Genomic DNA, 14,460 nt, shown 5'->3' with positions numbered 1-14,460 from the left:
GGCCGAAACGCGGATGAAACGCCTTATTCTGCAAATCGTCTTGCGCCTTGGTCGCTATGCGGTGCTTCCCGTCGTCGCGCTGGCATGCACGATTCTCGCCATCTGGCTGATGATCATGGACCGCTACACGATTGCGGCGCTGGCCACGGCACCGATTGTGTTCACAAGCTCCATGGCCACCATAGCACTCGCAATTGGGCTCCTGTTCCTGCCTTCGCGCAAGCATGGCGGTTTCGAAGCCGACGAACAGACCGCCCCGGGGCTTTGGGCCGCATGGAGGGAGCTCGATCGCAGTTTTGTCAGATCGAACCGCACTCTGCTGGTCGACACCGATTTCAACGCTTCGATCTCGGAAGAAAGCCGGTATGCGGGCGTGTTCGGGCAGCATGTCACGATGACCATTGGTCTGCCATTGTTGATGATCCTGGACCAGCGATCGGTTCGTGCCGTTATCGCTCATGAAGTGGCGCACGCCCGGCTTCGGCACACTTCGGGAGGCACCAACCTCGCCGATTTCATGGCGGCCGCGGAGAACGTTTTCTTCTACGCCGATCCGGAGCACACGATTACCGGATACATTGCTCGCATCCTACTCCATTCCCTGCTCGAAAGGCTGGAGAAGGAATACAAGGCATTGTCACGGGAGAACGAGCTTGCCGCCGATCTGGAAGCGGCCGAGCAGGTTGGACGCGAGGAGATGGCACGCGCGCTGGTGATGATGGAGGTTTGTGGAGCACGTCTGGCCGATCTCGTCTTCGCTCCCCTGCAGAAGGAGGTGCTCGGCGCAATCAAGGCGCCATCGCCGCCATTCGCGCGAATCTTAGATCAGATTCCAGCTATAAGAGCGCCCGGATTCATGACCGCCGCCGTCGCCAGTCTGAGCCGCCAGCACGATCCCGATTCGACACATCCGCCTTTTGGCCAGCGGTTGGCCAGCCTCGGATACATCGACGTACCTGACGTTGGCGAGATACAAATGTCCGCGGTTGACCAACTTCTCTCACCGGACGCTGCCAACCAACTCACCTTACGATTCGATGAGGAATGGCGGAAGAAGGTCCAGGAGTGGGTCAGCGTCGGCAGATGAACGTGCGGGCTCTGGCCGAGCGAACAATTGCTCGACGATCTTCGTGTGTCCGTGCTAGCTCTTGGGACCGGCGGCAGGATCACGCGAGCTGGACAGTGTTATGCTATCCTGTCTCCTCCACAGCGAGCTTGCCGCCATTCGCCGGGTCGCGCGATGAATCAGCGTCTGTCACTCGTCAGTCTCGTGGTCGCCGACTATGATGAAGCGATCGCCTTCTTCACGCGCGCTCTGGATTTCGAGCTTTGCGAGGACACGCCGCTCGGCGGCGGCAAGCGCTGGGTGGTGGTGCGGCCGCGGGGCAATCCTGGTTCTGGCCTGCTCCTGGCGCGAGCAGACGGGCCGGCGCAGACGGCGCGCATCGGCGACCAGACCGGCGGGCGCGTTTTCCTCTTCCTGGAAACGGATGATTTCGAGCGCGATCATGCGCGCATGGTTGCCGCCGGCGTGCGTTTCGTCCGGCCGCCGCGGCACGAGGCCTATGGCGTCGTCGCGGTTTTCGAGGATCTGTGCGGCAACCGTTGGGACCTCATCCAGCCCTCCAGCCGCAGTTGACGCCCGACGACGCCGCTTCCGCGACGCTCACCCCGTCTTCGTCCCCGTGATGACGGCCAGCGCCTCGACGAGGCGGTCGAGATCGGCCTCGTCGGTGAAGAGCGCCGGAGTCACGCGGATGCACTGGCCTTTGGCGACGCCGGCGCGGCGCACCGTCATGATCCGGTAGCTGTCCCGAAGCTTCGCAACGATGGCCTCGTTGTCGGTCTTGCCGGTCTTGCCGGCGAGGCGGAACGACGTGATCGCGCCATATGAGCCGGCCTCATCCGGCGTCAGGATCTCGATGTCCTTGAAGCCGCGGACGCGGCTCACCCAATAATCGCGCAAGTGGCGCAGGCGCGCTTGCTTCGCCGCCGCGCCGATCTCTTGATGCAGCGCCAGCGCCGTGGGCACCGTCAGCATCGTGGCGAAATTGACCGTGCCGGTATGCACCCGCGAGCGGATATCGCTTTCCGGAAAATCCTCGTCGCACATGTTGCGGTCGATGGCGGCGAGGCGATCCTTCCTGATGTAGAGGAAGCCGACGCCGAGCGGCGCGCCCAGCCATTTGTGCAGATTGAAGCCGACGAAATCGGCCTCGAGCTCGCTCACCCGGAAGTCGAGCTGTCCCCAGGAATGGGCGGCATCGACGATCGTGTCGATGCCTTTGGCCTTGGCCATGCGGGCGATCTCGGCGACCGGCATGACGAAGCCGGTGCGGTGGCTGACATGGGTCAGGAGCAGAAGCCTCGTCTTCGGGTTCGCCTCGATGGCGCGGGCATAGGCGTCGAGCACAGCCTGGCGGGTGGCGGGCTCCGGCACGTCGAACTTGACCACGTTGACGCCACGGCGCGCCTTCAGCGCGTTCATCGCATATTGCATCGAATCATAATCGAGATCGGCATAGAGCACGCTGTCGCCCGGCTTCAGCCTGTTGTAGCCGCCGATGAGGAGCTGGAGCGCTTCGGTGGCGCCGCGGGTGAGCGCGATCTCAGCTGGAAGCGCGCCGACCGCCTCCGCCACCTTGGTGCGCACCGCCTCGAAATCCGCACCCGCACGCAGCCGCGCGTAATAGGTGTTCTGATAATTGACCATGTCGGACTGGCGGATGAACTCGCGCCGCACGGGCTCGGCCATGATGCCCCAATAGCCGTTCTCGAAATTGACGATGTCCGGCGTCACGGCATAGAGCCCTTTCACGGCCGCCCAATAGGACTTGTCGGTGGCGATGGCAGCCACTGAGCCGGTCGGCTGCGGCGGAAGTCCTTCGGCGGCAAAGGCCGGCCCCGCAAGCGGCGCCACGGCTGCTGCCGCGAGGCCCTTGAGCATCGCGCGGCGGTCCGCTGAAAACGTCCTGATCAGTTGCATGTCAGCTCTCCCCAGAGCGTTTTCGAGCGAAGCGGCGTCGGGATCGCATCGCGAAAACGCCAAACGACGATCCAGAGCTCCGTTCCGACGTCACCGGACGAAGCAGGCTCTGGCGCGCGGGACAAGAGCAACGGACGATGCAGCGGAGATGACCGGAGCGTGACAATGCGATGATCGGAAGCCGATGGCGACGGCGCGGCCGGAGCACCGGCCTCGACGCGCGCGAGCGGATGTGGGGTCCGGTTTCTTCCTTTGTCCGGAAACCGGAACCTTCACATTCATTGCAGGTAGCCGATGAGATAGATGCCGCCGCCCAGGACGATGAGCGCGGGCACCGCCCAAAGAATCAACACAGGCATTTTCCTCTCCTCCAGTTGAGTGCTCCCGGTGAGAGAACGGGAAAAAACGGCAAACGTTCCGGGTTTCTCCGGAACGGCGCAGCTGATGGCGAGTTCATTGCAGCGCCGCATGCAGCGGCGAGGGAGAACGCAATGAAGAAGCTCATGTTGATTTCGGCCGCCGCTCTGCTCGTGTCGACGGGCGCGATGGCACAAACCACCGTCACCACCACGACCGGGGCCGGGCACGGCGCGGCCGTGCAGATCGAACCGGAGTCCCGCACCAAGATCCGGTCCTACGTCACCGAGCGCAAGATCCGTCCGGTCGAAACGCGCGAAAAGATCGTCGTCGGTTCGCCCGTGCCGAGCGACGTCGAGCTCGCAGCCGTGCCGAGTGACTGGGGTCCCTCGCTCACCAAGTACCGCTACGTCTATTCGGGCAACCGCGTGATGTTGGTCGATCCCGGCAGCCGCATGGTCGTTCAGGAGATTGACTAAACCGCCGCACGGCGGGTCGTCGCGGCGGCCCGCCCGTGCATTCTTTCGACAGCTCGTTTGCGGTAGCGCCTGATGCCGATCGTCCGATACGTCGTATTTGCAAGCATTTTCGCGGTGGCGCTGCTCTTGTTGCTGGATCGCTCTCTGCCGCAGCCCGCGGAGCGTGCTGCCGGCCCGGAGGCCGCTCGGGCCACCATTCGCATCCACTCCGCACGGGCGCTGCCTGACAAAATCATCTTCGACACATCCACTCGGATCGCCGCCACCGTCTCCACTCCCCTGCTCGCCGCCGACGCGCCTGATCGCGGTACGAGCGGCGCATTGACGATGCTTGAAACGCGAACGCCGGACGTCGCGGCATCTCGGCGCGACACGGCGCGCGCAGCCGGTCTGCATTCGAATCGGAATGGCCGCGCGGCTTCCTCTCGCCTCTCCACGCGTCAGGTGACGGCCGGAGCATTCTGAGAGCCGGCGATCGTAGCGAACGCGACTCCATGGCCGCAGCACCAGATGAACGCTGAATGAATAAAAGCTGTGCGCTTCGCGTCGCGGAACTGTCTCAGGCTGAATCGAAGCGTCAACGTGTCCGACACAAGGAACGTTTCCGCGATTGCCAATTTATCCCGGGCCTGATTGGCGATTTGATTTTTGGAAACCTGGAGGAAATGCACATGAGGATCCTGAAGCTCTCTGCGGCTGCGGCCGCGCTGCTGGCCGGCACGGCGCTCGCCGTTGCGCAATCGAGCTCGACGGTCGGCACCGGCGGTTCATCGGCCGGCGGCGGCACCAGCTCTTCGACGGTGGGCACCGGTGGCTCTTCGGCTGGCGGCAGCGGGTCAGGCTCTGCTTCGACGCTCGGCACCGGCGGCTCGTCGGCCGGCGGCGGCACCAGCTCTTCGACCGTCGGCACCGGCGGATCGGCGGCCGGCAGTGGCTCGGGCAGCGGCTCGGCCTCGACGCTCGGCACCGGTGGTTCATCGGCGGGCGATGGCAAGAGCTCATCCAGCGTCGGCACTGGCGGCTCGGCTGCGGGCGGCTCGACCGTTGGCCAGTCCGGTTCGTCGAAATCGCCCGGCATGGGCGACGGCAAGTCCGGTAGCCACGCCAGCGACATGGGCCTCGAAAAGGGCAAGGGCCATAACAAGGACGAGTGGAAGAAGGACAAGAACTAGTGCCTTGACCAGGAGCGGCAGCGATGCCGCTCCTTCGTCTTTGTTGGAGGAGAACTCGCATGAACAGATCAATCATTGCGATCGCAGCGTTGGCACTGACGTTTAGCGCAGCTCAGGCGGCTACTATGGAAAAGACCGGCAAGACGGCGTCGGGCGAGACGTGCAAGGTGACGGTGGTGAAGCATGCGGACGGCAGCATCACGGCCGCGGGCGCATCGGGTTCGGGCACGACGGGCTCGACCGCATCGAGCGGTTCGCTGTCGAGCTCGAGCTCTGCCGGCGGATCGTCGGTCAATGTGCAAGCGGGCGGCGGCCACGTCTCGAGCTCCTCGTCGACGGCGGGTGGGCCCGGCTCCACCAGCGCCAGCACCATCACCGTCAACGGCTGCACGATCTCGACCTCGTCGCCTTAAGGCATAGAAAGGATTGAAAACATGAGAACACTCGTTACGACCTCGGCGGTCGCGCTTCTGCTTGCCGCCACTTCACCATTGCTGGCGCAGACCAGCATCACCGGTGGCAGCGGCGGCTCGGCTGCAGCGGGCGGCACCTCCGCCTCCACCGTCGGCACCGGCGGAACGTCCACCTCGGCGACGGGCCGCACCGGCTCTTCGATCGCGGCCGGCGGAAGCGCCGCTACCGTCGACGGCAAGACCAAGACCGGCGTCAGCATGAACAAGGGCAACGGTCCGGTACTGAACTCCAACGCCCGCGCGCAAGCCCATGATGGCGGCACGTTCAGCCGCTCGCACACCCGCACCAAGGTCAAGGCCGGCGAGCAGGTCGGCTCGACCACCAAGACGATGTCGCATGTGCCGGGCTCGAAGCCGACAATGTCGAGGACGACGACGACGGCCCGCTAGCATCGCGCGGCTCTATTCCTCACCACCTGCTGCCCGGCTTGGCCCGGGCAGCTTTTCCGTTTTCGACTTTCCGTCTTGCGAGCCGGCTCAGCCACCACGCAGGCTGTGGCTGATCCGGGTGACGACGGCATCCCATCGCCGCTTCTGGGCGGCCGGGTAGTTGATCAGAACGCAGTGCACGTAGCCGCGCGCGAAATTGCAGCGGTTGTACCAGATCTTGTCGCGCTTGATGCTCGAGACCACGAAGAAGTTCGAGCTGATCCGTTTGTAGATGATCCCCGTCGGCGGATTCTTGCTGGCGAGGAATTCGGCCGGCGACAGACCTTGCCGGTTCTCGACGGCCTGAACGGTGAAGTCGGCATTGCCGTCGGAGCTGCGGAAATGCTGCCCATATCCGTCAGGCTTGCCGGCCGGTTCGGTGAAGATCGCGGCGGGAATGTCGACCGACGTTCCGGATTCCGGGATGCGGTAAGTCCTCCAGCCGCTTGCCGAGGCGATCGAGGATGTCGCACAGAGCGCGATGATTGCGGCAAGCAATGTCTTCATGTCCGCCTCGTCATTTGCGCGGCGCCAGTTGCAGCTCCATCAAGGCCATCCTTTGCAGGTTGGAGACGTCCCGCTCGCCAGCGCCGGCGGTGCGCAGGATGGATTCGGCGAGCGCGTTGACATGCGAGGAATGCACGGGATCCGGCAGGGTCGCAACGGCAGCTTCCAGCGCGGTCGTCATGATCTCGATCACCTCGGGAGAAAATTCGGCGTTGGAAAAATTCTTCATCGCGTGCGTCGGCTTGTGCGGGTCGTGTTCAACGCCGGGAAAAAACGGAAGTTCCTGGATGGGCACGGTCCCGAGTACTGGACCGTCGGCAGGTCGGCAGCTCACACAGCCGGCTGGTAGCCGGTGAGCCGAGCGGGCTCGGCATCCTCGTTTGCAACGCTCTGCACCCTCGCATGGCTGCCGATGACGAGACCGGCGAGCGAGAGCATCAGGCCCAGCGCGAGCGGCGCGAACAGGGCCTCTTCCTGAAATAATCCGTTGAGCAGAACGACGAGCACGCCGAAGCCGGCGAGGCCCTGCGTCAGATATCCCGACGACGCGTAGAGGCGCCAGGCCTTGAGCGCCATCGCGAAATAGAAGGCCAGCGGCACGAAGGCCGCAATGCCCATCTGGTACAAGAGGACGCCGATCGCGCTTTCGACCGCGCCGTCGATCGTGCCGGCCGCCTGCGCGGCGCTCCAATCGATCGAAAAATAGCTGTCCGACAAATTGCCGCCGATGCCGAGGCCCCGGCCGTAAGGTCTCTGCACGAATCCGTCGAGGCCGCCCATCAGGCCGATGACGTGATAGTCGCCGATCTGCAGGCCGATGCGGATCGCCAGGATCGCAAAGGCGATCATGCCGGCGAACCCCAGCAGCAATGTCGCTACGGCACCGATGAGGCGAGTCCCGATCCAGCCCGCAGCCACGAAGACCACGGTGATGAGCGCTCCCTTCACGCTGCAGAAGACCAGCAGCGGCAGGGCTGCCAGGGCGAGCAGCGGTCGCCCGACCGAGAACAGGAACAGGGCGAGAAAGCCGATCCCGTAGGCGAAGCTGATCGGGTGCATGTTCGGGCCGTGAATGCGCAGCATCTTCGACAGGCCGAAGCCTTCGAGCAAAGGCGTGTTCAGGAAGTCGAAGCTGAAGCGATCCTTGAGTGTGACGGGCACGTTGCCGGTCTGCCGCATCTGGGTTTCCCAGACGCCGGAATGGGTCGCCTTGAGCTCGTCGAAGCCCCAGAACGTATGGCCGTTGGTGACGGCCAGCCAGACATCGCGCAAGACGAGCTCGACATAGCCGCACAGCATGAGGATGACCGCGAGCGCGACCAGGAACGGCGTGATGCGCACCTCAAAGGTTGCCGCGGTCAGGAGCGACAGCTGAAACAGAAACAGCGGCAGAACGATGTTGCGCAAATAGACCGCCGCCGGCTGCCCGTCCTGGACGAAGCCGATCGCGAAATAGAGCGAGACGACGGCGAGGGTGACGACGCCCCAGCGCATGATCTGATTGATTTCCCTCGACTGACTCCTCCGGCCGAGCACGTAAAGCCCGAACGTCGCCAGCCACATCACGGAGCAGAGCAGGAAATTGTAGCCCTTGATGAAGTCGAGATCGGAGGGCAGCGGCACCAGCGGCGACAGCACGGAGACAAACAGGTTCTGGAAAAACAGGACGAAGATCGCGACGGCCGGCGCCGACGTCGGGACCGCAACGACGATGGCGATGCCGATCAGGACCTCGATGGTGATGGCCAGCGCGGGATTGGCGAGGTGCAGAACCGGCGCAGAGCCGATCGCCGCGATGGCGATGCAGAAGGTCGCGGCCAGCTCGCGCCAGGCCGGAGGCGACGGCGCGGCCTGCACGCTCTGGCCTTGCGGTGAGTACCCGGCGCTCATCAATCGTCCTTTGCCATCGCGCCGGACACGATAGCCGCGCGAGGGGTAAGGATCCGTTAACGATCGCGGCGCGCAGCGGGAGCCCGTTCAGGCCGGCCGGGCGCGCCGAGCAGCGCCCGCATCACGTCGGGATCGGGCTTGCCGGTTGCGGCATCGACGAGGCCAAAGCCTTGCTCCAGTTCCCAATGCGCCCAGCCCCAGCAATGCGCGCGAGCATAGGCAGTGACCTCCGCCAGCCAGCGCAACCGGCTCTGCCGGGGGGCGCCGGCTTTCAACACGCCGAACTCATTGACGACGATCGGCCGCGAAAATTGCTGCTGCCATGCGAGCGCGGGCGCGAGCCAGCGATCGGCCCCCGGCTTGTCCCTGGAGGCGGCAATCGCGGTATCGAGCATGGCGAGCGCCTTGACCGCGGCCCTAGCCTGCAAATCCTGCCGAAGCGCCTGAACCTTGGGATCGCCGGCATTGATCGGATAAGGCAGATCCCTGATGTCGTGCAGCGGATCGCGCGCGTCCCAATGGCCTTGATGGGTGAACACCATTGGGTCGTAGAAATGGATGGCGTAGACGACGTCAGGGTCCGCCAGCGGGCGAAACCGCGGCAGCGAGTCCGCGCGCTGCCAGTTGACCGGACCGACGATGAGCGTGGTGGCGGGCAGCAACCCGCGAACGAAGGCGGCGAGCGCCTCGACCTCCTTTTGCCATCGGTCCGCTTCGATATCGGGTTCGTTGAGCAACTCGGCGAAGACTAGATCGGCTGGATATGACCGAATGACCCCAGCAAGCGCGCGCCAGGCCTCCTGCATCTCGCCCATCGCTGCATCCGGATCATCCTTGTGCAGGCGATGGAAGCGCTCGCCCGGATGAAGGTCGACGGAGCTGGAATAGCCGAGCGAGGTCAGCTGCTTCAACGCGCCGTCTAGCACGCGCAGCGTCGCCTCGCGCTCGTCCTTTGCGGCAAAGCGCGGCATCACGCGCTCCGCCGGCACCGGCAGGCGGACATGGCTCATGCCCGCCTTGCGCAGCTGCTGCAGCAGCGCGCGGCTCGGCGGCGCACCGTTGATCCAGCCGTCGGCGTTGAAGCCGCGCGAGAGGGCGGCAAGCCGCCCGGGCGAAACCGTCGACGGCAGTGGCACGCAATCCTCGGCGAATACCGGACGGCCGACCGCGATCGACAACAGCATCGCCGCAGCCAGCAGACGGCGGCGCAAGACTGTCATCGTCACACCGCAAGGCCCAAAGCGCCACTGTCGGGCTGAGCCACCATTGAATCAGCGGGCACGTGATTGACGACGAGGCCGGTCGGCACCGCCGCGTATCTTGCCAGCGCCGCGGTCACCCTGCGCATCGCCGACGAACCAAGCTCGCCGGCGCGCGCCACCAGAACGATCAGGTCGGCATGCGCGGCGAGCGCAATGGCGTCGGGCTGCAAGGCGAGATTGCCGGCGTGGACCACGATCAGGTCGAACTCCGAGCGGATATCGTCCTCGGGCCGCGCATCGGGCTTCCGCCCGGCACTCAGCAACTCGTCGATCGACTGAAGTCCCGCCGTGGTCGAGCCGTCCTGCCATTCGGTCACCGGCGGCTGGGAGCCTGCAAATTCCGGCTGGAGCCGGATCAGCACGCTCATCATGCCGCGGTTGACGGCGGCGCGATTGAGGGAGCGCGCCACCGTGTTGCCGCCGGCGCTCTTACCGACCGACAAGACCAGCGCGACCTTGCAGCCGCGCACCGGCACGCGGTCGATGCGTTCGAGCAGCGGCCGTAAGTGGGGGCCGAGATCGAGCTCGGCCGACGCGCTGACCGGTCTTTGCCAGACCGTGTTGATCCCGCCTCCTGGCGCCAGCTCGGGGATGCGGGCCCAGACAGGAAGGCGGGGCATAGCCTCGGCTGGGCGCGCGGCGGCAGCAGGAGGGGAAACTTGCCGGTTGGGCGTCTCCTCCGCTTCACGTGAGACAGGCGCCTCAACGGATTCGGGCTTGTCGGCGGACAGGCTCGTCGTCACCGCAACGGCGGCGGTCGACGTCAGCAGCGAGCCGATCGCCAGCGCCGCGAGCAGCAAGGCGAGCGGCGGACGCGTCGAGCGCAACGGCGGAATGGCAATTGAGGCGATCTTGGTCTGGGACGCCTGCAGCTGACGCTGCTCATTGGTGGTCTTGAACCGCGACAGGAACTGCTCGTAGATGTTGCGGTTGGCATCGGCGTCGCGCTGCAGCTCCTGCAGCTTCACCAGCGCCTGGCCGTCGCGCAGCATCTTGGTCTCGACCGCCTTGAGCTGCTTTTCCAGCGCGTTCTGCTGCTCCAGCTGAGCCTCATATTCGGACTTGGCCGTATCGATGTTCTTCTTCCGCTCGATCTCGATCTGCCGGTTGATATCCGCCAGCTGGCTGTAGGAGATCGCAAGGTCGGGATGGCGGTCGCCATAGACCGCCTTCTTCTGCGCGATCTGGTCGTTCAGCGCCGAGCGCTGCGCGCGCAGCATGCTGAGGAGATCCTGCTTCACCGGCCCTTCGACATTGGCCTTGACGTCGCGCTGCACCTGCTCGTAGCGCGCCTTGGCCTCCTCGGTGCGGGCGCGGGCGGCGGAGACCTGCTGGGTCAGATCGGTCACCCGCAATTGCTGCGTGGTGGATTCCTTGCCGGCATTGACGATGTTGTGCTCGAGCCGGAAGGCGGCGACTGCGTCTTCCGACGCGCGCAGGCGCTCGCTCAGCGTCTTCAGCCGGTCCTGGAGCCAGCCGGCCGCCTCGTCCGTCGCCTCGGTGCGGACGCGGCCCTGGCTGACAACGAAGGCCTCGGCGATGGCATTGGCGTAGTAGGCGGCGCGATCCGGCCGGTTGGAGGTGAAGGAAATCGCGATGACGTAGGTCAGCCCGCGCCGGGTGATCTCGAGGCGGTTGCGGAATCTTTCGAGCAGGCGCGTCATGTCGGTATAACCGCCCGCGATGTCCTCGTCGTCCGCGATCTTGAGCTGCTCGATCAGGGGGCGGAGGAAGCCGTCGGATTTGGCGATCTCGATCTGGCTCTGCAGCGCCGCGGCATCCTGGCCGATGCCGGGCAGCACGTCCTGCTCCGAGGTCACGCGCAGCTCGCGCGGATCGAGCACGACCAGGGCCGTCGCGGCATAGCGGACCGGAAGCACCATCAGGGCGACGACGCCGAGGGCGAACAGCGCCAGCGCCAGCGTCAGAATGCGCCGGCCGTTCTCGCGCAGAAAGGAGAGCGTCCCGGAGACGGTCAGCGATCCCTTGGTCAGTCCCGGCGAGGCGCCGTCAGGCTTCGCCTTCGCAGCGCGCGGCGCTTCCCACGAAGCCGCTTGCTCCGTCGGGGCGATGCTTCGCGGAGATGCGCGGCTACCGAACGCCATGGGTTGGACTCGAAATCAACTGACAGTCATAGCTCAGAGGCTTGCTACACCGTAAATATCCATGGTTAACCGCCGGTTACGGCTGGACTGGGCTGGGATCGTCTTGAGCGGTGAACGATTCGTTAACGCGACGCGGCCAGCCACGCTGCTGTATTTGATCATCGAGATCACTGGAGGCCGGCTTGCTTTCGCGTGACGCTTTCCTGACGGCACTCGTTGTACTGATGGCGTTGAGCTTTCTGCCATCGCTGCGGAAGTCCCGGCAGACGTCGGTCCCATTCGATCCCGCCCGGCCCTATCGGGCCTATACAAGGGACTACGACCTCGAGATCAAGGCCGGCGATCTGGATGCCGTCCTGGCCGCGTCGCCCGATCGCCGCTCGGCGGAGCGATTTCCGCAAGTCGACCCCGGACCGCTGTACGACCTCGAAGCGGAGCTTGCGGGACGACGCGCGGACCTTGCCGCCGCCCAACAGCAGGACAGGTCCCCTTCGGATAGGATCGTGACACTGCTCATCGACCATTCCGGATCCATGCGCGGAAAGCCGATCCTGTTCGCAGCAAGGGCTGCACTGGTCGCCTCGGATCTGCTCGACGGCCTCGGCGTCGCCCACGATGTGCTCGGCTTCACGACGGCACGCTGGAAGGGTGGACAGAGCCGGGAGAAATGGCTGAACGACCGCAAGCCCGCTTATCCCGGTCGCTTGAACGATCTGCTGCATGTCGTCTATTGCAGCCCCGCAGAGACACTGAGCGCGCGACATTGTGCCGAGATGCTGCGGCGGGATCTCCTCAAGGAAAACATCGATGGCGAGGCCATCGAATGGGCTGCGTCGCGGTTGCGCCAGCGCGACGAAAGACAGAAATGCCTTATCGTGCTGTCCGACGGCGCGCCGGTCGACGATTCCACGTTGCACGAGAATGGCGACCTGTATCTGGATCGCCATCTGCGCCGTGTCATCGGCGAGATCGAGCAGGCCGGCGATATCAGGCTTGCCGCAATAGGTATCGGCCATCCGGTCGAGCAGTACTACAAGGAGGGCCTCACGATCAGCTCTCCTGAAGAGCTGGAAAGCGCCCTGGTTCAGCTCATCAACCGGCTCTTGCATCCGTCGGTCTAGTTGCATTCCGGCGCGGCGCGCGTCAGCGGCGCCTGCCTGCGCTCGCCTCGATGTGCGACCGCTCACAAGCCGATGACATACCCGTCCCGTCTCGGATCGGCGGCACCGGTCATCACGCCGGTGACCGGATCGAGCGCGACGGCCTGCATGCCGCCGCAGAGCATGGTCCATCCGGTGTCCAAGATCTCGATCTCGTGGCCGCGGCGCTTCAGTTCGGCGATGGTCTCCGGCGCGATGCGGTTCTCTGCCTGAATGAAGCGGCCGTCCCACAGCCGTGAACGCGGCGCCTCGATCGCCTGCTGCAGCGGAAGGCCGAACTCGATGTGCTGCACATAAGCCTGGGCCTGGGTTTGCGGGATGCCGTAGCTGCCGGGCGTCCCCAGCGCGAGCACCGGACGGCTGCCGCGCGTCGCAATCGACGGTGCCAGCGTCACCGGCAACGCATCGCCCGGCTTGGCGAGGTTCGGGCTTCCCGGCTGCACGTCGGCCCAATGCAGATGATTGTTGAGGCAAACGCCAGTCCCCGGCACCACGACGCCGCTGCCGAACGGGCTGCCGAGACTTTGCGTCATGCAGACCAGATTGCCTTCGCTGTCGGCGATTGAGAACGAGGTGGTGTGGCCGGGATCGGCACGATCCTGCGGCATCCATTGCTCTGTCGGGCCCGTGATCGGGCGGCCGTCGCTCACACGCTGGCGAAGCCGCGCGATCGTCGCCTCGGACATCGCTGCAGCGGCTTGATCCGGTCCCAGATTGCCATGGGCGATGCGCTCGCCGGCGGCGAGACGGATCGCGCGATAGACCGTGTCGAGATGATCGGCACCGTCCTTCGGCAGACGCCCGAGGTCAAAGCCTTCAAGGATCTTGAGGGTCAGGGCGAACTGAAAGCCGCCACATTGCTGCGCCGGGACGTGAAGCTCGAGCCCCCGATAGGACACGGTCAGGGGATCGAACCAATGCGGCTTGACGGCGATGACATCGTCCAGCGTCAGGCTGCCGCCGAGCGTGGCGAGATAGTCCACGATCCGCCGGCCGAGCTTGCCGCCATACAGATGCTCGGGCCCCAAGTCGGAGATCTCGGCAAGAGTCTGCGCAAGATCAGGCTGCGCGACGATGCTGCCGAGCTTCACCGGCATTCCATCCGGGAGATAGTTCCTGACCAGTGCGGCGTGCAGGTCCGGCCAGGGTTCGAGCAGCGGCACCTGCTCGTTGATCTCATCAACACCGAAGTCCGAGAGCGCAAAGCCGCCCTGCGCCAGCGTGATCGCCGGCGCAAAGACGTCTGGAAGCGATTTGCGTCCATAGCGCGAGAGCAGCTCGCACCAGCCCGCGAGATTGCCGGGCGTCGAGGCCGCCTGCGGACCGCGCTCGAGCTCGAATCTGCTGGTGTATCTGCCGACCGGGAAGCTTGCGGGCATCGGCGGCGCGAAGTCGAGCACGCGAATGCACTGCTCGATCGCCACCCAGATCGTGGCCAGTCCAAACCCGGCAAGCCCCGACATGAACGGCTCGACCACGTTGAGGGCGGCCGCCGTGGCGACGGCCGCATCGAACGCATTGCCGCCCTGCATCAGGATTCGTGCACCGGCCTGCGCCGCGAGCGGATGCGCGGCGGCGACCATGCCGTGCCGCGAGAACAGCGTCGGACGCCCATATGTCCTGGCGAGTTGCATCCGGAA

The 14,460-nt window shown here is 65.1% G+C and carries 16 protein-coding genes; 8 read left to right on the top strand and 8 right to left on the bottom strand.

Annotated features, from left to right (window positions below):
• Positions 1 to 13 precede the first annotated feature (13 nt).
• Positions 14 to 1,087 carry a M48 family metallopeptidase gene (locus I6F12_RS23135; protein ID WP_050995992.1) on the top strand — a complete coding sequence of 358 codons (1,074 nt, stop codon included), beginning with the start codon at positions 14 to 16 and terminating at the stop codon, positions 1,085 to 1,087.
• A 153-nt stretch (positions 1,088 to 1,240) separates the two neighbouring features.
• Positions 1,241 to 1,639, top strand: a complete 399-nt coding sequence (locus tag I6F12_RS23130) for a VOC family protein (protein ID WP_225126981.1) — start codon at positions 1,241 to 1,243, stop codon at positions 1,637 to 1,639.
• A 27-nt stretch (positions 1,640 to 1,666) separates the two neighbouring features.
• Here I6F12_RS23130 and I6F12_RS23125 read toward each other — a convergent pair whose 3' ends face one another.
• On the bottom strand, positions 1,667 to 2,986 hold the full coding sequence (locus I6F12_RS23125; RefSeq protein ID WP_225157277.1) for an aminotransferase class V-fold PLP-dependent enzyme: 1,320 nt from the start codon (positions 2,984 to 2,986) through the stop codon (positions 1,667 to 1,669).
• A gap of 278 nt (positions 2,987 to 3,264) precedes the next feature.
• Entirely contained in the window at positions 3,265 to 3,456 is a 192-nt protein-coding gene (locus I6F12_RS23120; RefSeq protein WP_036014485.1) for a hypothetical protein, read from the bottom strand.
• Positions 3,457 to 3,477: 21 nt separating this feature from the next.
• Here I6F12_RS23120 and I6F12_RS23115 point away from each other — a divergent pair, with 21 nt between their 5' ends.
• From I6F12_RS23115 to I6F12_RS23095, 5 genes are all read left to right on the top strand, one after another.
• Complete coding sequence (locus I6F12_RS23115; protein ID WP_036014486.1) at positions 3,478 to 3,822, top strand: DUF1236 domain-containing protein; 345 nt, start codon at positions 3,478 to 3,480, stop codon at positions 3,820 to 3,822.
• Positions 3,823 to 3,894: 72 nt separating this feature from the next.
• Entirely contained in the window at positions 3,895 to 4,287 is a 393-nt protein-coding gene (locus tag I6F12_RS23110) for a hypothetical protein (protein ID WP_225152010.1), read from the top strand.
• A gap of 206 nt (positions 4,288 to 4,493) precedes the next feature.
• A complete protein-coding gene (locus I6F12_RS23105; protein ID WP_057027814.1) occupies positions 4,494 to 4,994 on the top strand; it encodes a hypothetical protein in 501 nt (166 codons plus the stop codon).
• Positions 4,995 to 5,053: 59 nt separating this feature from the next.
• Positions 5,054 to 5,407 (top strand): hypothetical protein, encoded by a 354-nt coding sequence (locus tag I6F12_RS23100; RefSeq protein WP_074448055.1) that lies wholly within the window; start codon positions 5,054 to 5,056, stop codon positions 5,405 to 5,407.
• A gap of 21 nt (positions 5,408 to 5,428) precedes the next feature.
• Entirely contained in the window at positions 5,429 to 5,857 is a 429-nt protein-coding gene (locus I6F12_RS23095) for a hypothetical protein (RefSeq protein ID WP_036026530.1), read from the top strand.
• Between the two features lie 87 nt (positions 5,858 to 5,944).
• On the opposite strand, the gene I6F12_RS23090 is transcribed toward I6F12_RS23095, so the two are convergent.
• The 5 genes from I6F12_RS23090 to I6F12_RS23070 all read right to left on the bottom strand — a co-directional run bounded on the left by I6F12_RS23090 (position 5,945) and on the right by I6F12_RS23070 (position 11,660).
• Positions 5,945 to 6,403 (bottom strand): hypothetical protein, encoded by a 459-nt coding sequence (locus I6F12_RS23090; protein WP_225114321.1) that lies wholly within the window; start codon positions 6,401 to 6,403, stop codon positions 5,945 to 5,947.
• A 10-nt stretch (positions 6,404 to 6,413) separates the two neighbouring features.
• On the bottom strand, positions 6,414 to 6,632 hold the full coding sequence (locus I6F12_RS23085; protein ID WP_036026528.1) for a hypothetical protein: 219 nt from the start codon (positions 6,630 to 6,632) through the stop codon (positions 6,414 to 6,416).
• A 101-nt stretch (positions 6,633 to 6,733) separates the two neighbouring features.
• Entirely contained in the window at positions 6,734 to 8,293 is a 1,560-nt protein-coding gene (locus tag I6F12_RS23080) for a hypothetical protein (protein ID WP_225157276.1), read from the bottom strand.
• A 56-nt stretch (positions 8,294 to 8,349) separates the two neighbouring features.
• Positions 8,350 to 9,513 carry a cellulase family glycosylhydrolase gene (locus tag I6F12_RS23075; RefSeq protein WP_225157275.1) on the bottom strand — a complete coding sequence of 388 codons (1,164 nt, stop codon included), beginning with the start codon at positions 9,511 to 9,513 and terminating at the stop codon, positions 8,350 to 8,352.
• A gap of 2 nt (positions 9,514 to 9,515) precedes the next feature.
• Positions 9,516 to 11,660 (bottom strand): GumC family protein, encoded by a 2,145-nt coding sequence (locus I6F12_RS23070; RefSeq protein WP_225157274.1) that lies wholly within the window; start codon positions 11,658 to 11,660, stop codon positions 9,516 to 9,518.
• A 182-nt stretch (positions 11,661 to 11,842) separates the two neighbouring features.
• Between I6F12_RS23070 and I6F12_RS23065 the strand changes: the two genes are divergently transcribed.
• Positions 11,843 to 12,781, top strand: a complete 939-nt coding sequence (locus I6F12_RS23065; RefSeq protein WP_225157273.1) for a cobalamin biosynthesis protein CobT — start codon at positions 11,843 to 11,845, stop codon at positions 12,779 to 12,781.
• 62 nt (positions 12,782 to 12,843) lie between these two features.
• Here I6F12_RS23065 and I6F12_RS23060 read toward each other — a convergent pair whose 3' ends face one another.
• Positions 12,844 to 14,454: a gamma-glutamyltransferase gene (locus tag I6F12_RS23060; RefSeq protein WP_225157272.1), complete on the bottom strand. Its 1,611-nt coding sequence runs from the start codon at positions 14,452 to 14,454 to the stop codon at positions 12,844 to 12,846.
• Positions 14,455 to 14,460: the final 6 nt, after the last annotated feature.

Source organism: Bradyrhizobium sp. IC4059, assembly GCF_020193615.1.
GTDB classification, from domain to species: domain Bacteria; phylum Pseudomonadota; class Alphaproteobacteria; order Rhizobiales; family Xanthobacteraceae; genus Bradyrhizobium; species Bradyrhizobium yuanmingense.
This window is presented reverse-complemented; position numbering and strand designations above follow the sequence as displayed.